We start from the raw sequence: 16,568 nt of genomic DNA, 5'->3' as shown, positions 1-16,568 counted from the left end.
ATTAGCACTTTCTAAAATTAGGTGTTGCCAATGGGTCGGGCTTTTATTATGATTATAATAGTTTAATAAATGGAAAGGCAAAGGTAATAAAATGAGTTCCAGAGCAAAAAAATTTATATCCTACTATAAACCTTATAAATTACTGTTTTTTTCCGATATGTTTTTTGCACTTACGGCAGCGGCTTTATCTCTTATCTATCCTCTGATTGTAAGATACATAACCAATGACCTGCTGGGAAAATATGATATTTCACAGGTGTTTGCAACTGTTATAAAGCTTGCCTTTGTGATGATAGGATTAGCAATACTTGAATTTGTATCAAACTTCTATATTGCTTATCAGGGGCATGTGATGGGAGCCAAGATGGAGTATGATATGCGAAATGATATCTTTGAGCATTATCAGAAGCTCTCCTTTAATTTTTATGACAATCAGAAGACGGGACAGCTGATGTCCAGAATAACCAACGATTTATTTGATATAACAGAGCTGTGCCATCACGGTCCGGAGGATATCGTCATCTCCATCATCAAGTTTGTAGGTGCATTTGTTATTTTAATCCGAATTAATCTTCCGATTACATTAATCGTATTTGCTTTTATTCCGATAATGTTCACTTTTGCTTACCATATGCAGCATAAGATGAACAGGGCCTTCCGCCGTAATAGGGATAGAATTTCAGAAATAAATGCACAGATAGAAGATAACCTGTCGGGTATCCGTGTGGTAAAATCCTTTGCCAATGAAAAACGTGAAATTGACAAGTTCCACGACGGAAACAGGAGGTTTGTTGAAAGTAAAAGAGACAGTTATTGGCAGATGGCAACTTTTCATTCCGGTCTTGGAATGTGCACTACCTTTATCAATATCGCTGTAATTGTGGGAGGAGCGGTCTTCATTGCAAAAGATATTATTGCCCTATCCGACCTTCTGACTTTCCTGCTCTATATTAATAATATAATTGAACCGGTAAGAAAACTTATTAACTTTACTGAGCAGTTCCAGAACGGCATTACGGGTTTTGACAGGTTCATGGAGATTATGGATATACAGCCGGATATTGTGGATAAGAAAGATGCCATTGGCCTAAAGGATGTAAAAGGGGATATAGAATTTAAAAATGTATCCTTCCGTTATAATGAAACAAAATCAGAGGTATTTAAAAACATTGATTTAAAGGTGAATGCCGGTGAGTATGTAGCACTGGTTGGACCTTCCGGAGCAGGAAAGACCACCCTTTGCAGCCTTATTCCAAGGTTCTATGAGGTGGCGGAAGGAGAAATCCTGCTGGATGGAAAAGATATTAGAGATATCAAACTTCGGTCCCTGCGTAAAAATATTGGTATTGTACAGCAGGAGGTCTATCTGTTTGCCGGTAATGTAATGGATAATATTCGTTACGGTAACCTGGAAGCAACGGATGAAGAAATCATTGAAGCTGCGAAAAATGCCAATGCTCATGAGTTTATTATGGAACTGCCGGATGGTTACAATACTTATATTGGACAGAGAGGTGTTAAATTGTCCGGCGGTCAGAAACAGCGTATCAGCATTGCCAGAGTATTTCTTAAGAACCCTCCGGTGCTTATCTTTGATGAAGCAACTTCGGCTCTGGACAACGAAAGTGAGAAGATTGTACAGGAGTCCTTAGAAAAGCTTGCAAAGAACAGAACCACCTTTGTAATAGCTCACAGGCTTTCTACTATTCGAAATGCGGGTAATATTATAGTTCTTACAGAAGAAGGAATTGCAGAACGCGGCACTCATGCACAGTTGTTAGAACAAGACGGTGTATATGCCGGACTTTATCGATTAACGCAGAATGCGGCGCAGATATTAGGATAATGACAGCCAGGAGTTGAAGATAATGACAAGGAGAAAGACAAAATGAATCAGAAGATAATATTTTTTGATATAGACGGTACTCTCCATGATTCGGAATTAGGGGTTACAGAGCTTACGAAACAGGCAATAAAAGAACTGCTTAAGAACGGTCATATTCCCGTAATCTGTACAGGAAGAGCCAGAATCATGGTCCCTGATTATCTGATGGAGATGGGTTTCTCCGGAATCGTAGCTGGAGCCGGTACTTTTGTGGAGTATCAGGGAAATGTAATCCACAATAAAGTGATGGGGCCAAAAGAGGGAGATGAGATTATTGCAACCCTCAAAGAATGTGGTATACGATATATCCTTGAAGGACCGGAAAATATCTATATCGAAGCTGAGGATACCTCGGAAGAGTATCAGCATATTATTGAATTTTCGAAAAGATATACCAAGGGTGGTTTGAAAGCCATAAGTAACGGCAATTATATCATAAATAAACTTACTTGCTTTCCAAACGCTGACAGTCGCTTAGATTTAGTTGCAGGCAGACTGGGCGATAAATTTCATATGATCCACCATATAGACGGTAATTTTGAAATGACACCAAAAGGTTATGACAAATCAACGGGAATACAGATACTCCTAGAGAATTTAAAGCTTAAGAAAGAAGATACCTATGCTTTTGGAGACAGCACCAACGATATGGAGATGCTATCCTATGTCCAATACGGGATTGCTATGGGAAATAGTTATCCCCAAGTACTAGAGGCTGCTAAATACAAGACATTATCCATCAGAGAAGATGGGATTTACCACGGACTAAAAAGTTTTGGATTAATATAAATAAATCGGGGAACTATAATACGATTTATTTCGTCTAATCTGTGATAGTATACGAAGACTGTCTGGATTGGGCAGAGAAATTCTATCATCGTATATTAGGGGGATACTTAAAATGTACCAGGAAAACCAAGAGGTTTACGATATCGAAGCCTTGATGAGAAAATATGGTAACGATGTTTTGCGGACCGCATACATGTATGTAAAGGATGATCATCTGGCAGAAGATATTTTTCAGGAGGTATTCATAAAAGTAAACCAAAAGCTTCACACCTTCCAGGGGGAAAGCAGTATAAAGACCTGGATTATACGCATAACCATCAATGCCTGCAAAGACTATCTAAAAAGTGCCTGGAATCAGAAAGTAACAGGATTCACGGAGGTACATGAAAATACCCTGGCAGGAAAAGATGAGTATACTGCCGTAGAGCAGGAAGATGAAAATCGAATGGTTAGAGAGGCAGTGACAAAGCTGCCGCAGAAATATAAGGATGTACTATTGTGTGTGTATTTTCAGGACATGACGGTTACGGAAACAGCCAGGCTTTTAGGAATTGCGGAAGGGACGGCAAAAAGCCGGCTCTCCAGAGCAAAAGAGAAGTTAAAGCTTAGCCTTGAAGGGAGGATATGACAATGGAAAAAAATATAACTGGCACAAATCCTTCACCTGACAGGGATGATATGGAATTAAAGAGACGTTTGGATGCAGCTTTTGAACTGGATACTCTTACGGTATCAGAAGATTTGATCCAAAGAACACTTCTAAAGATAAAAGAAATGGATAATACGGTAACAGAACTACAAGAAGCTACACAAAAGCACAGAAGAAGATATCCTGCAAGACGATTTGTAGGTGCTGCAGCAGCAGTACTTTTACTGGTAACGGCAGTATGGGCATATCAGAATAATCTGAACTTAGATAAGCGGGATACCGGAACTGCTCTCAATGAAAAGATGAATTTAAATATGCAGGAAGTCCCGAATCCAGAGTCTTCTCTTGCCAGTGATTCCGCTGCACAGGATAAAAAAGAAGCGAAGGTTGCAGCAGCTGATGAAAGCAGCAATGCAGGGGGTAGTGATACCGCCAATGACACCAGCAAAAGCATAACCTTTAGCGCCGCCGCGGCAGATACCGAACAGAGCCTGCTTGGGACGAAAGCATTAACTCTTACACAAAGCTATGCTATTAATGCAGAAGACATTAAGTCCTTTACCGCAGAAAACTCTGACAACGGAAAAGTAATAGAAAAGAGCACAGACAGTGTTTCAAAGCTCTACGCATTAATCGATAATTATACTTCAACCATTTCTGATACCCAAGCTACCGGCAATGTCGATTACCGTTTTGTGATAACTGATAAGGCTGGAAAGACCATTACCTTTGAATTTTATGAAGATAACTTTATAAGTGTAACCGATAAGCGGTCACAGGAGGGTATACTTACTACGTATACCATTGATAACGGGGATGGGCTGCTGAAGGATATTGGAAACTTCCTGAAGGAATAAGATAAAACGTAAAGATAAGAAGTTATAAAAGTAAATTATGTAAGTGAAATAAAAAAGAAAAGGAATTAACCTAAGTTTAAATTCCTTTTCTTTTTTTTTATTTTTCTGTTGCAGTTTCTTCTTTTTCTGGTTCGGTGCTTTCGGATTCCCCGGAAGTAATATTGATTGAGACATATTCTCTGGTCTCTTTTTTATCAGCGGCAGGTTCATCATCCTGGAGTTCGAAGTCCTCGAAATCATCTTCAAAATCATCGAAGTCATCTGCGGAATCCTTATTTAGAACATTTTTGTAAAGATAATAAGCACCACAGGCCAATGTAGCGATGGAGACAGTACCGAATAAAAATTTACCGAATTTCTTCATATTGACATACTTCCTTTCATTTAACAGTATATGCATAATCTTATAAAATTTATACACATAGTGAGAGAAATCTGACATTTTCAATCACCATTATAAGCCATGTTCGTATAAAAGAAAAGTAAAATTTGCTAATTAAAATAGATATTGCCGAGAAATTACAGAAATGCTATAATAAAGAACGCAAAGTGTGAATTATTGGAATACCGTATTTCATTAGTATTATGGTAATTTGAGATATATGGGAAATTGAGGTGGCAATGAAATATAGAAATATCAAAGAAGGAATTTTTGTTTCACGTCCCAATCGTTTTATTGCGTTTGTGATTGTCGATGGTATTACACAAAAGTGCCATGTTAAAAATACAGGGCGATGTAAAGAACTTTTGGTTCCGGGCGTTACAGTTTATCTGGAGGAAGCTCTTAATCAGAACCGTAGCACCAGATACTCTCTGATAGCTGTACAAAAAGGAGCACATCTCATAAATATGGATTCCCAGGCACCCAATAAAGTAGTTCACGAGTGGCTGTTAGAAGGAAATCTGTCTGAAGAGTATGCAAGAATAAAGCCAGAGCAGGTATATGGGAATTCCAGATTTGATTTTTATATGGAATCACATGAAAGAAAAGCATATATGGAAGTAAAAGGAGTAACGTTGGAAGAAGAAGGAAGTGTTTTTTTTCCTGATGCTCCAACGGAAAGAGGCGTTAAACATATTCATGAACTATGTAAATGTTTAAAGGATGGGTATGATGCTTACATAATGTTTGTTATACAGATGGAGAATGTAAAGTGCTTTAAGCCAAATGACAGAACTCACAAAGAATTCGGAGATGCATTAAGAGAAGCTGAAAAGCAAGGCGTTAAGATAATGGCTATGAATTGTATGGTCACAGCTGACAGTTTGAAATTAAAAGAATCCGTTCCGGTAATCCTTAATTGATTTGAAAATGACATCGAAGGGAAAGCCCTAGTAAAGCAGAATACTAAAGAGAAAAGGAGAGCATGATATGTATGAGATGAAACCGGAGTATTACATTGGCATTGAAGCAATCGATAATCAGCATACAGAATTGTTCCGTATAGCTGATGAGGCTTATGAATTGTTAAGACAGGAATTCGTAGCAGATAAGTTTGATAACATTGTTGCAATCATTGTACAGTTAAAAGAATATGCCATACAGCATTTCTCTGACGAAGAAGCTTATATGGTAAGCATCGGACATAAAAAATTCTTGTCCCATAAGATGGAACATGAAGATTTTCTGGAAAAAGTAAATAATATAGATTTTGACAGTATGGATCATAATCAGACAGAAACATTAGTAGATATTATGGCATTTCTAAGTGACTGGCTGGTGCATCATATACTTGAAAAAGATAAATTGATTGGAACACTGTAGATTTTGTCACTGTATGTATGGTTTATTTAGGGAGGTACGGATATGTATGAGATGAAGCCTGAATATTATATTGGAGTAGATACAATAGATAATGAACATGCAGAGTTATTCCGCATTGCAAATGATGCTTACGAACTAGTAAAAAATGATTTTGTACCGGATAAATTTGATGATATTGTAGCGATTATTCTTAAGCTAAAAGAATATACCAAGCAGCATTTTGCAGACGAAGAAGCTTACATGTTAAGCATCGGTTATAAAAGATATCTTTCTCAAAAAGCTGCTCATGACGAATTTATTGAAAAAATCAACGGTATTGACTTTGAAAGCATAGATCATAATCAAACAAAAGTACTGTTAGACATTCTGGATTTCCTGAATGACTGGCTGGTTCATCACATAGTGGAGAAAGATAAATTGATCGGAACCTTGTAAGGGTTCAAGTAGTTCACCCCTTTAGAGGGAACTTAGTAAAAAGGAGAGTGGCACGTGTGAACATTGGATTATTTACAGAAACTTATTACCCTGAAATCAATGGGGTTGCCAACTCAGTATATATATTAAAAAAAGAACTGGAAGCGTTAGGACACACGGTCTATGTATTTACAACTACGACGCCCGGAGCTCCGGAATATGAGTACAATGTTTTTCGTGTACCAAGCCTTCCTTTTATTCTGATAACTGAAAGGCGTATCGGAATGTTCTATCAGCCGAAATTGGCCGGAACGATTAAGAAACTGAATCTGGATATCATTCATACCCATACAGAGTTTTCGTTAGGGATATTCGGGCGTATTATGGCAAAGGAACTTAGAATTCCGATGATCCACACATATCATACGATATATGAAGATTATACCCATTATCTGACTCATATAAAGCCTCTTGATGGCAGAGCGAAAGCATTTGTAAGAATCTTTACAAAAGTATGCTGCAATACAGTGGCACATGTTATTGTACCAACGGAAAAGGTGAAGGAACTGCTTCAGAAGTACTCCGTACACCGGGACATTACGGTTATACCCACCGGCGTGGATTTGAAGAAATTTGATCCTGCCCTTTACAGCAAAGAGGATATTAACCGCATTAAAGAAGAGTATGGTATTAAGAAAGACGAAAAAGTTATTCTTTATTTAGGCAGGGTTTCCAGAGAGAAGAACATTGTAGAAATCATGAATGCCATGAGCACATACATGAAAGAAAGAAAAAATGTAAAGTTTTTGATAGTAGGAAGCGGTCCGGAGATGGAAGAACTAAGGAACAGATCGAAAGTACTGAAATTAGAGGATAAGATAATTTTTGCAGGCTCGAAACCTTGGGATCAGATAGGGCTTTATTATCAATTAGGAGATGTGTTTGTAAGTGCTTCTAATAGTGAAACACAGGGGTTGACATATATTGAAGCTATGGCAGCAGGGCTTCCTGTGGTAGCAAAAGAAGATGATTGTTTAAATGACATCTTAATAACCGGTGTGAATGGTTATAAGTTCAACAGGGAAGAAGAAGTCATAAGCGGACTGGATAAAGTGCTCTTTACTGACACGGATACACCTTATGGGGAGAATGCCAGAAAGCTTATGCAAAAATTCTCTACGGAAGCCTTCGGAAAGAGTGTGGAAGCCGTGTATATGGAAGTATTGGATTGCAAGATTCATTCCGAGCAGACGGATTCGCCAGAGAACAAAAAAATCAATTATCTGTTTTAATTTTAACCTCTGAGCGCCTAAAAATTCCACTTGACAAAATAGTCTGGAATGCTATAATGAGGTTTATCAAAAAGAAATTATTTAGAAAAAACAGTGAAGAGACGAGTAAAATGTGAAATGATACAGAGAAGGATATGATATGCTGAGAATATCCTACCAGGAAACATTTGAAGACTACCTCGGAGTGGCTCCAATCCAGCCCGGCCGATACCGTTATCAATCAAATGAAGTGGGAATTTTTTAATCCAATGAGGGTGGAACCGCGAGATATATGCTCGTCCCTTTCGTACTGTATAAAGCAGTCGAAAGTGATGAGCTTTTTTGATGCTTTTATACACAACATTCCGTTGTTCACTTTTTCAAATAAGTATGCGCTAAAGCGCATCACAGGGAGGGTTAATATGAAGATTACATTAAAAGATGGTTCAGTAAAAGATTACGAAGGCCAGATGGCAATCATAGACATTGCAAAGGATATTAGCGAAGGTCTGGCAAGAGTAGCCTGTGCCGCAGAGCTTGACGGCAAGGTAGTAGACCTTAGAACAGTAGTAGACAAAGACAGCCACTTAAGTATCCTGACCTTTGAGGATGAAGGCGGCAAGGCAGCCTACAGACATACTACTTCCCATGTACTGGCAGAAGCAGTAAAGCGTCTTTATCCCAATGCGAAACTTGCAATTGGACCGTCCATTGATACCGGATTTTATTATGACTTTGATGTAGAGCCTTTTGACAGAGCAGCACTTGATGCACTGGAGAAGGAAATGAAGAAAATAATCAAGGAAGGTGCAGAGATTAAACGCTTTACACTTCCAAGAGAAGAAGCAATACGTTTCATGGAAGAAAAGGGAGAGCCCTATAAGGTTGAATTAATAAACGATTTGCCGGAAGGTGAAGAACTTTCCTTTTATAGCCAGGGAGAATTTACGGACCTTTGTGCCGGACCTCATTTAATGAGCACCAAGGGGATTAAAGCAATTAAGTTGATTTCTTCCTCAGGAGCTTATTGGAGAGGTTCAGAGAAAAACAAGATGTTAACCCGTGTATACGGAACTGCTTATTCTAAGAATGCTGATTTAGATGCGTATCTGGAGCATCTGGAAGATGTTAAGAGACGTGATCATAATAAGCTTGGCCGTGAGATGGAACTTTTCACCACAGTTGACGTAATCGGACAGGGACTTCCTCTTATCATGCCAAATGGTGTAAAGATAATGCAGACACTGCAAAGATGGATTGAGGACGAAGAAGAGAAGAGGGGTTATGTAAGAACAAAGACTCCTTTTATGGCAAAGAGTGATTTATACAAGATATCCGGACACTGGGATCACTATAAAGAAGGCATGTTTGTATTAGGCGATGAAGAAAAAGATAAAGAAGTATATGCGCTTCGTCCTATGACCTGCCCTTTCCAATACTATGTATATAAATCTGCACAGAGATCTTATCGTGACCTTCCTCTGCGTTATGGTGAAACTTCTACGTTATTCCGTAATGAGGATTCCGGTGAAATGCACGGACTTACTCGTGTCCGCCAGTTTACTATTTCCGAAGGGCATTTAATAGTAAGACCGGACCAGATGGATGAAGAATTCAAAGGCTGTCTTGATCTTGCCAGATATTGCTTAAAGACGCTTGGTTTAGAGGAAGATGTAACTTACCGTCTCTCCAAATGGGATCCCAATAATAAAGAGAAATATATTGGAACGGAAGCAATATGGGAAGAGACTCAGGGCAGAATCCGCAAGGTATTAACGGAGTTAGAGATTCCTTTTACCGAAGCAGAAGGTGAAGCTGCCTTCTATGGCCCTAAGGTTGATATTCAGGCAAAGAATGTATATGGTAAAGAAGATACCATGATCACCATACAATGGGATGCCATCATCGCAGAGCAGTTTGATATGTACTATATTGATCAGAACGGTGAGAAGAAACGCCCGTATATTATTCACAGAACCAGCTTGGGATGCTATGAGAGAACCCTTGCCTGGCTGATTGAAAAGTATGCAGGACAATTCCCTACCTGGTTGTGCTCCGAACAGGTAAGAGTGCTTCCGATCTCTGAGAAATATCATGACTATGCTAAAAAAGTAGAAGCAGAGTTAAAAGAGAACGGAGTACGCAGCAGTGTGGATGAACGTGCAGAAAAAATCGGTTATAAGATTCGTGAGGCCAGACTTGACCGCGTTCCTTATCTGTTAGTTGTCGGTCAGAAGGAAGAAGAAGAAGGTCTTGTATCCGTAAGAAGCCGTTACCTTGGAGATGAAGGACAGAAGAAACTGGATACTTTTGTAAATGATATCTGCAAAGAAATCAGAACCAAAGAAATCAGAAAGATTGAAGTAGCAGAGCAGCAGGCGTAAAGGTAAAACTATCATTGCCTGATATGCTTCCAATATAGCAGAAAAGGAAGCTTCATATTCCACTTTAACAACAGGTAAAGATTGTTTCTAATCTTTACTGGTTGTAAAAAGAGGGGATGTGAAGCTTCTTCTGATATAATTGGTGAAAATCGTATTGTGCCGGTTATAAATCAAAATGTCTAGAGCTTAATAAAAATGCAGATACTTTAGTGGATGAGACAAATTAAACCAATAAAAAGCTCAGAAAACAGGAATAAAAATTTAATAGAAGGCAGATAAGAGAATGTTAAAAATAGGAGCACATTTATCAGTAGCAAAAGGTTATGAAAGAATGGGAAAAGATGCCCTTTACATAGGAGCAAATACCCTGCAGTTTTTCGCACGTAATCCAAGAGGTTCTAAAGCAAAGGCAGCAGACTACAATGATATGTCTAAATTCAAGGAGCTGATGAGAGAAAATCATTTTGCGGAAATTATGGCACATGCACCCTATACCTTAAATGCCTGCTCTCCGGACAGTAATCTTAGAGCGTTAGCAGCTAGAATGTTTGCAGAAGACCTTTTAAGAATGGAGTATTTCCCTGGCAGTTTCTACAATTTCCACCCCGGAAGCCGTTCAAACCAGGAAGAAGGGGTAGCGGTTGACCAGATTGCAGAGATGTTAAATCAAGTGTTATTTGAGGAGATGCATACCACGGTACTGCTTGAAACCATGGCCGGAAAAGGGACTGAGATGGGGCGGCGTTTTGAAGAGATACAGGCGGTAATTAAGAAAGTACGCTTAAAAGATAAACTTGGAGTCTGTATGGATGCCTGTCATTTATGGAATGCCGGTTATGATGTGGTTGGAAAACTTGATAAAACCCTGGAGGAATTTGATAAGGTAATAGGTCTGCAGAGATTAAAAGCCTTCCATCTTAATGACAGTCTGGATGGACTGGGACTTCATAAAGACAGACATGCGGGCATTGGTATGGGAAATATGGGAGCTGAGGCAACAAAAGGAATTATAAACCACCCTGCGTTAAAGGAGCTGGTATTTATATTAGAAACCCCTAAGGACCTAGACGGACATCGGGAAGAAATTGATTTCCTGAAAAGAGCTTATAAGTGGCAGGAATAGCCTTTATCATGTTTCATCTGAATAATCACCTTGACAAGGAATCGAAATGTATTATATGATTAAATAGTTTTGAGATAGTATAAAAATTGGAAATCAATTTTCGCATAGATATGTGCTGGAATGCTGGAGGAAATATTTTGGAAGACTACACCAAGGAAATAAATAAAAGACGAACCTTTGCTATAATATCCCACCCCGATGCGGGTAAAACCACTCTGACAGAAAAACTTCTGTTATACGGAGGAGCTATTAATCTTGCCGGGTCTGTGAAGGGAAAGAAAACAGACCGACATGCAGTATCCGATTGGATGGAAATAGAGAAGCAGCGTGGTATCTCTGTAACCTCATCGGTTATGCAGTTTAACTATGGAGATTATTGTATTAATATATTGGATACTCCGGGACATCAGGACTTCTCGGAGGATACTTATCGTACCCTGATGGCAGCAGATTCCGCGGTCATGGTAATTGATGCTTCAAAGGGTGTTGAGAATCAGACAAAGAAGCTATTTAAAGTATGTGTTATGAGAGGAATTCCTATCTTTACTTTCATTAATAAGATGGACCGTGAAGCCAAGGATACCTTTGAGTTGCTGGATGATATCGAAACCGTGCTTGGAATTAAGACTTGTCCCGTTAACTGGCCTATCGGTTCCGGTAAGAACTTTAAAGGTGTTTATGACAGAGAGACCAAGCATATCCTGCGTTTTTTTGCTGCAAACAGCGGACAAAAGGAAGTAGATACCATAGAAGTGAATTTAGGAGATGAAAGTCTCGATTCCCTTATCGGAAAAGAAAACCACAATATTTTAAATGATGAAATTGAACTTTTAGAAGGTGCCGGAAGCGAATTTAATATAGAGGAAGTAAGGCAGGGAAGATTAACACCTGTTTTCTTTGGTTCAGCCTTGACGAACTTTGGTGTGCAGACATTTTTGGAACATTTCTTGAATATGACCACTACCCCTCTTTCCAGAAAATCAACGGAAGGAAATATTGACCCTGTAGAAAATGATTTTTCAGCTTTTGTATTTAAGATTCAGGCTAATATGAATAAAGCCCATAGAGACAGAATTGCCTTTATGAGAATCTGCTCCGGCAAGTTTGAAGCCGGTATGGAAGTAAATCATGTACAGGGTGGCAAGAAGATTAGATTATCCCAGCCTCAGCAGTTAATGGCCCAGGAGAGAAAGATAATTGAAGAAGCCTATGCAGGGGATATTATCGGTGTATTCGACCCGGGTATCTTCTCTATTGGTGACACCCTTTGCCTATCAGATAAGAAGTTCCAATATGAAGGAATTCCTACCTTCTCCCCGGAGCATTTTGCAAAGGTTAGACAGGTGGATACCATGAAGAGAAAGCAGTTCCTAAAAGGTGTTACCCAGATCGCTCAGGAAGGAGCTATTCAGATCTTCCAGGAGTATAATACCGGAATGGAAGAAATCATTGTGGGAGTTGTTGGTGTACTTCAGTTTGATGTATTAAAATTCCGCTTGGAATCCGAGTATGGAGTTGAGATTCGTCTGGAACCCCTGGCTTACGAGTATATCCGCTGGATTGAGAACAAGGGATTGGATGCCAGTAAATTAAATGTAACCTCCGATACCAAGAAGGTTAAGGATTTAAAAGGAAATCCGCTGCTTCTTTTTGTACACAACTGGAGTATTCAGACTGTGCTTGACCGTAACAAAGAGCTGAGGCTCTCTGAATTCGGCAGAGAATAAGAATAGCAGGAAGAACAATCATGAAGGACAAATAACATCTATCTCAATATATTAGAATTATTTGCAGGATTAGAATAGATAACTATAAGAATACCCTGTATCAGACAGCAGATTCAGCCGACTGATACAGGGTTTCTTATTTTCTGGGCTCTTTGTCAAAAGTTGGGATAAAATGATTTTCTCATCCATTAGCTGGTATCTTAATTCATTCATTTCTATAATTGCTTTAAGATATCCTTTTTCTTTAAGCCGTTTTTTCTGGCGTTTGCATTCCAAACGAAGTTGATTGCACTGAACCTCCATGCAAACCTTGGGAAGTTGGGACTTAAATAGACTGGTTTACCGGAAGTGAGTGTCTTCATAGAATCTGTAAGTCCTTGAAATGCTGTGCCAAGGTTCTTTAGAGGACCATGACCCAGGGGAATATTACTGATAAAATCCAGCATTTCACCGGCACCTGTTCCGATTCCCTGACCGAAGGTAATTCCGCATTTTAAGCACCAATTTTCAAGAATCCGAATAGCAATATGGTTTTGTTTTCCTTCATAAAAGCCGTTGTTAACAATTGCATAAACAGTAACCGGTTTCTGACGGTTAGTTTTCATAAAGTCCTCTAGCTTTAAGAGCATACGTAAAAGGTGTGAGGGAATACTGTCTACGTACAAAGGGAAAGAAAAAACAAGGACATCCATTCCGCAAAGTTCCAGATACTGCTCCTCTGTAAAGGGCTTAGTGGCAAGGTGATAATGCACTATTTCATTATTATCGCGAATCATCGGTTCCAGTTTTCCAAGAAGCCTTGAGGAATTACTTATAGTATATTTGGGACTTCCATCAATCATTGCAATCTTCATTGTAAGCCCTCCTTTAGTGAAAGCGTATTATCGTAGAATGAAACATTATATTTAATGCGGCTATAATTTGTACTGTTAGCTGCTACTAAATCTTTTGCAGTTTCTTTCTCGGCCTCGGTTACATCATTTCCATAAAAAAGTACGGATAGGGAAAATCGGTTATCATACCTTTTCTTATGATGGGTTTCACCATCTATATTATTAAAATACGGAAGAAAATAGGATATGCTACGGTCAAATATATTCTTTACAAAGGGACTGTAGCTGCCATAGCAGCATTTACTGATAATAATATATTCACTACACTTTGAGAGTAATTGTCCCATGTTCTGATATTTATCATTTAGTACACATACCCCGGGAGTTTTAACCCAACAGCCGAAGCAGCCGATGCAAGGCTTAATGGTACCGTCATCAGAAATGACGGTTGTTTCCGGACTTAGCTCCAGCCCGAGAGCTTCAAATTCCTGCGGTGTTAAATCATGAACCAGCAATCTCATAAAAATTCTCCTTTTCTATTTGATAATATTTTGGAAGACCTTCTGCCAGTCTCCGGAATACTTGATATTAGGATTGGTCAGTAAAGCAACGATGCCGTGTACAACTGACCAGAGGGAAGCCAGTCTTTCAGGAAAGGACTCCCTTTTATAACCCTTTTTTTCAAACATATCAAAAGCAGTCTTTTGGAATATAGCAAAGGGCGGATAGTCTTGCGAATCCTCCTTATCCAGATTAATATTGATTCCTGAATGGTAGAAGAGAAATTGAAAATACGGGGGATGCTCTTTAAAGAAATTGATATATGCCTTGCCTATGATGAGAACGGCATCCTCCTCGTTCGCTTTTCCGGTTTCAAAAAGGCTTAGAGACTCTACAAACTGATTGGTTACATGCTCACTCATAGCCATTATAAGAGCATCGATATCTCTAAAATGGCTGTAAGGTGCGGTATGACTGACACCGCACTTAGCTGCTACCTTGCGCAGAGAAAATCCTTTTAGTCCCTCTGTATTTAAAATATCAATACCGGCTTCAATCAGTTCCGTACGTAGATTTCCATGATGATAGGGTTTATCGGTCAATTCTTTTAGCTCCTTTCATTGAACTTGACACTGTAAAGATTCTATCAGATAATCTTTACAGTGTCAAGTTTGAAATTTAAATAATATAAAATGTATCGGAAGATAGGAATTTACATTTCTGTTTGATTATGATACTATGACATAGGAAAGTGTTTAGAAGAACGTTCAATTTATGAAATTGCAAATAAATAATTGACAAAGTGTAGAAACTATGTTAATATAATAAAGCTTGTGAATTATCTTTACGGTAATTCGACGATAACAACAAAGCAGAGTATCCACTCTCACCTTAGCACCGGTTCGTGACTTGGGTTTATACTTCGTAAATGCAATGAGTTGCAGAAAGTGACAGCCTACAAAGACTCGCTGAGTCCCGGCTTCATATGACGAATAGTTTGGTGGATAGTCTTTGCTATCCACTTTTTATATGCCCGTGTGTCCGGCGAAACTGACCACACGCAAACCTAAAAAATCAACTAACCTATGGAGGTGCAGTACTATTAGTGAATTAATGATTAACGAGCAGATTAGAGACAAAGAAATCCGTTTAATCGGAGAAGAAGGCGAGCAGTTAGGAATTATGTCTTCCAAAGATGCCATGAAGTTAGCCAAGGATGCCAATCTGGATTTAGTAAAGATCGCTCCCACCGCAAAGCCGCCTGTATGTAAGATTATCGACTACGGTAAATATAAGTATGAGCTGGCAAGAAAAGAAAAAGAAGCGAAGAAAAAGCAGAAAGTTACCGAAGTTAAGGAAATCCGTTTATCACCCAACATTGATGACAACGACTTAAATACCAAAGCGGGTCAAGCAAGAAAGTTCCTGACAAAAGGGGATAAAGTAAAGGTTGCTCTTCGTTTCCGCGGCAGAGAGATGGCACATATGACTTCCAGCAAACAGATTTTAGATAGTTTCTTCTCGAAGCTTGAAGATATTGCAGTCGTTGAAAAGCCGGCAAAGTTAGAAGGCAGGAATATGATTATGTTCCTTACTGAAAAACGTTAATTACACTTGGGAAATTGCAGTGATTGAAGAAGACAGGGTAACTAAAGTTACCCGACTTCTTTACTCTTAAATAAGAGCATGATGGATTTTGCAGGTGTCATAAAATAAAATAAAACAATAGGACAACCATTTGGTGACCTTATTGAACCATAATGAAGGAGGAAATATCATGCCTAAGATTAAAACCAACAGATCCGCAGCAAAGCGCTTTAAAAAGACAGGTACAGGAAAGTTAAAGAGAATGAAGGCATACAAGAGCCACATCTTAACAAAAAAGAGCACTAAGAGAAAGAGAAATCTTAGAAAAGCAACTTTGACAGATGCAACGAAAGTTAAAAATATGAAGAAGATTATGCCTTATCTTTAAGATTAGGTGCGAAGGAGGGAAATAGAACATGGCTAGAATTAAAGGCGGCTTAAATGCTAAAAAGAAACATAAGAGAGTATTAAAACTGGCAAAAGGTTACAGAGGAGCCAGATCAAAACAGTATAGAGTAGCAAAGCAATCCGTAATGAGAGCATTAACATCATCTTTTGCCGGAAGAAAGCAAAAGAAGAGACAGTTCAGACAGTTATGGATCGCAAGAATTAACGCAGCTGCAAGAATGAATGGACTTTCTTACAGTAAATTAATGCATGGCTTAAAGGTTGCCGGTGTAGAGATTAACAGAAAGATGTTATCTGACATGGCTATTAACGATCCTACCGGCTTCACAGCTTTAACAGAGCTTGCAAAGTCTAAGATCGCTTAAGATAAACATA

The 16,568-nt window shown here is 38.8% G+C and carries 18 protein-coding genes and 1 other annotated feature; of the genes, 14 read left to right on the top strand and 4 right to left on the bottom strand.

Annotation, left to right across the window (positions count from 1 at the left end):
• Positions 1-91: 91 nt before the first annotated feature.
• The 4 genes from bsdcttw_RS21235 to bsdcttw_RS21220 all read left to right on the top strand — a co-directional run bounded on the left by bsdcttw_RS21235 (position 92) and on the right by bsdcttw_RS21220 (position 4,180).
• Positions 92-1,846, top strand: a complete 1,755-nt coding sequence (locus bsdcttw_RS21235; RefSeq protein ID WP_185256784.1) for an ABC transporter ATP-binding protein — start codon at positions 92-94, stop codon at positions 1,844-1,846.
• Between the two features lie 42 nt (positions 1,847-1,888).
• Positions 1,889-2,674 carry a Cof-type HAD-IIB family hydrolase gene (locus bsdcttw_RS21230; RefSeq protein WP_185256783.1) on the top strand — a complete coding sequence of 262 codons (786 nt, stop codon included), beginning with the start codon at positions 1,889-1,891 and terminating at the stop codon, positions 2,672-2,674.
• A gap of 112 nt (positions 2,675-2,786) precedes the next feature.
• Positions 2,787-3,302: a sigma-70 family RNA polymerase sigma factor gene (locus tag bsdcttw_RS21225; protein ID WP_185256782.1), complete on the top strand. Its 516-nt coding sequence runs from the start codon at positions 2,787-2,789 to the stop codon at positions 3,300-3,302.
• A gap of 2 nt (positions 3,303-3,304) precedes the next feature.
• Positions 3,305-4,180 carry a hypothetical protein gene (locus bsdcttw_RS21220; RefSeq protein WP_185256781.1) on the top strand — a complete coding sequence of 292 codons (876 nt, stop codon included), beginning with the start codon at positions 3,305-3,307 and terminating at the stop codon, positions 4,178-4,180.
• A gap of 97 nt (positions 4,181-4,277) precedes the next feature.
• Here bsdcttw_RS21220 and bsdcttw_RS21215 read toward each other — a convergent pair whose 3' ends face one another.
• Complete coding sequence (locus bsdcttw_RS21215; protein ID WP_185256780.1) at positions 4,278-4,544, bottom strand: hypothetical protein; 267 nt, start codon at positions 4,542-4,544, stop codon at positions 4,278-4,280.
• A 257-nt stretch (positions 4,545-4,801) separates the two neighbouring features.
• Here bsdcttw_RS21215 and sfsA point away from each other — a divergent pair, with 257 nt between their 5' ends.
• From sfsA to bsdcttw_RS21180, 7 genes are all read left to right on the top strand, one after another.
• Entirely contained in the window at positions 4,802-5,485 is a 684-nt protein-coding gene (gene sfsA / locus bsdcttw_RS21210) for a DNA/RNA nuclease SfsA (protein WP_185256779.1), read from the top strand.
• A gap of 67 nt (positions 5,486-5,552) precedes the next feature.
• Complete coding sequence (locus bsdcttw_RS21205; RefSeq protein ID WP_185256778.1) at positions 5,553-5,945, top strand: bacteriohemerythrin; 393 nt, start codon at positions 5,553-5,555, stop codon at positions 5,943-5,945.
• Positions 5,946-5,987: 42 nt separating this feature from the next.
• Positions 5,988-6,380, top strand: coding sequence for a bacteriohemerythrin (locus bsdcttw_RS21200; RefSeq protein WP_185256777.1), 393 nt, complete (start codon positions 5,988-5,990; stop codon positions 6,378-6,380).
• Positions 6,381-6,436: 56 nt separating this feature from the next.
• Positions 6,437-7,651, top strand: a complete 1,215-nt coding sequence (locus bsdcttw_RS21195) for a glycosyltransferase family 4 protein (protein ID WP_185256776.1) — start codon at positions 6,437-6,439, stop codon at positions 7,649-7,651.
• Positions 7,652-7,735: 84 nt separating this feature from the next.
• Positions 7,736-7,937, top strand: a binding site (T-box leader).
• 115 nt (positions 7,938-8,052) lie between these two features.
• Complete coding sequence (gene thrS, locus bsdcttw_RS21190; RefSeq protein ID WP_185256775.1) at positions 8,053-10,014, top strand: threonine--tRNA ligase; 1,962 nt, start codon at positions 8,053-8,055, stop codon at positions 10,012-10,014.
• A gap of 283 nt (positions 10,015-10,297) precedes the next feature.
• A complete protein-coding gene (locus bsdcttw_RS21185) occupies positions 10,298-11,137 on the top strand; it encodes a deoxyribonuclease IV (RefSeq protein WP_185256774.1) in 840 nt (279 codons plus the stop codon).
• Between the two features lie 137 nt (positions 11,138-11,274).
• The gene (locus bsdcttw_RS21180; RefSeq protein ID WP_185256773.1) at positions 11,275-12,864 is read left to right on the top strand and encodes a peptide chain release factor 3; all 1,590 of its coding nucleotides are present in this window, start codon (positions 11,275-11,277) and stop codon (positions 12,862-12,864) included.
• A 215-nt stretch (positions 12,865-13,079) separates the two neighbouring features.
• Here bsdcttw_RS21180 and bsdcttw_RS21175 read toward each other — a convergent pair whose 3' ends face one another.
• Genes bsdcttw_RS21175 through bsdcttw_RS21165 form a run of 3 tightly spaced genes read right to left on the bottom strand, consistent with a single transcriptional unit; the run spans position 13,080 to position 14,800 of the window.
• Positions 13,080-13,718, bottom strand: a complete 639-nt coding sequence (locus tag bsdcttw_RS21175) for a hypothetical protein (protein ID WP_185256772.1) — start codon at positions 13,716-13,718, stop codon at positions 13,080-13,082.
• Positions 13,715-14,218, bottom strand: coding sequence for a flavodoxin family protein (locus tag bsdcttw_RS21170; protein WP_185256771.1), 504 nt, complete (start codon positions 14,216-14,218; stop codon positions 13,715-13,717). Before bsdcttw_RS21170 ends, bsdcttw_RS21175 begins: the two co-directional genes overlap by 4 nt.
• 15 nt (positions 14,219-14,233) lie before the next feature.
• Complete coding sequence (locus tag bsdcttw_RS21165; RefSeq protein WP_185256770.1) at positions 14,234-14,800, bottom strand: TetR/AcrR family transcriptional regulator; 567 nt, start codon at positions 14,798-14,800, stop codon at positions 14,234-14,236.
• A 511-nt stretch (positions 14,801-15,311) separates the two neighbouring features.
• Between bsdcttw_RS21165 and infC the strand changes: the two genes are divergently transcribed.
• The 3 genes from infC to rplT all read left to right on the top strand — a co-directional run bounded on the left by infC (position 15,312) and on the right by rplT (position 16,558).
• Complete coding sequence (infC, locus tag bsdcttw_RS21160) at positions 15,312-15,806, top strand: translation initiation factor IF-3 (RefSeq protein ID WP_185256769.1); 495 nt, start codon at positions 15,312-15,314, stop codon at positions 15,804-15,806.
• Positions 15,807-15,975: 169 nt separating this feature from the next.
• Entirely contained in the window at positions 15,976-16,173 is a 198-nt protein-coding gene (gene rpmI, locus bsdcttw_RS21155) for a 50S ribosomal protein L35 (protein ID WP_185256768.1), read from the top strand.
• A gap of 28 nt (positions 16,174-16,201) precedes the next feature.
• Entirely contained in the window at positions 16,202-16,558 is a 357-nt protein-coding gene (gene rplT, locus bsdcttw_RS21150; protein WP_185256767.1) for a 50S ribosomal protein L20, read from the top strand.
• The last annotated feature ends 10 nt before the right edge of the window (positions 16,559-16,568 follow it).

The organism is Anaerocolumna chitinilytica (genome assembly GCF_014218355.1).
Lineage (GTDB): Bacteria > Bacillota > Clostridia > Lachnospirales > Lachnospiraceae > Anaerocolumna > Anaerocolumna chitinilytica.
Note: the sequence above shows the minus strand (reverse complement) of the source record. Positions and strands in the feature narration are given on the sequence as shown.

Excerpts from the sequence above, each read along its gene's own strand:
- bsdcttw_RS21235 (WP_185256784.1), top strand. The coding sequence starts at position 92 with ATGAGTTCCAGAGCAAAAAAATTTATATCCTACTATAAACCTTATAAA.
- bsdcttw_RS21230 (WP_185256783.1), top strand. The coding sequence starts at position 1,889 with ATGAATCAGAAGATAATATTTTTTGATATAGACGGTACTCTCCATGAT.
- bsdcttw_RS21225 (WP_185256782.1), top strand. The coding sequence starts at position 2,787 with ATGTACCAGGAAAACCAAGAGGTTTACGATATCGAAGCCTTGATGAGA.
- bsdcttw_RS21220 (WP_185256781.1), top strand. The coding sequence starts at position 3,305 with ATGGAAAAAAATATAACTGGCACAAATCCTTCACCTGACAGGGATGAT.
- bsdcttw_RS21215 (WP_185256780.1), bottom strand. The coding sequence starts at position 4,544 with ATGAAGAAATTCGGTAAATTTTTATTCGGTACTGTCTCCATCGCTACA.
- sfsA (WP_185256779.1), top strand. The coding sequence starts at position 4,802 with ATGAAATATAGAAATATCAAAGAAGGAATTTTTGTTTCACGTCCCAAT.
- bsdcttw_RS21205 (WP_185256778.1), top strand. The coding sequence starts at position 5,553 with ATGTATGAGATGAAACCGGAGTATTACATTGGCATTGAAGCAATCGAT.
- bsdcttw_RS21200 (WP_185256777.1), top strand. The coding sequence starts at position 5,988 with ATGTATGAGATGAAGCCTGAATATTATATTGGAGTAGATACAATAGAT.
- thrS (WP_185256775.1), top strand. The coding sequence starts at position 8,053 with ATGAAGATTACATTAAAAGATGGTTCAGTAAAAGATTACGAAGGCCAG.
- bsdcttw_RS21185 (WP_185256774.1), top strand. The coding sequence starts at position 10,298 with ATGTTAAAAATAGGAGCACATTTATCAGTAGCAAAAGGTTATGAAAGA.
- bsdcttw_RS21175 (WP_185256772.1), bottom strand. The coding sequence starts at position 13,718 with ATGAAGATTGCAATGATTGATGGAAGTCCCAAATATACTATAAGTAAT.
- bsdcttw_RS21170 (WP_185256771.1), bottom strand. The coding sequence starts at position 14,218 with ATGAGATTGCTGGTTCATGATTTAACACCGCAGGAATTTGAAGCTCTC.
- infC (WP_185256769.1), top strand. The coding sequence starts at position 15,312 with ATGATTAACGAGCAGATTAGAGACAAAGAAATCCGTTTAATCGGAGAA.
- rpmI (WP_185256768.1), top strand. The coding sequence starts at position 15,976 with ATGCCTAAGATTAAAACCAACAGATCCGCAGCAAAGCGCTTTAAAAAG.
- rplT (WP_185256767.1), top strand. The coding sequence starts at position 16,202 with ATGGCTAGAATTAAAGGCGGCTTAAATGCTAAAAAGAAACATAAGAGA.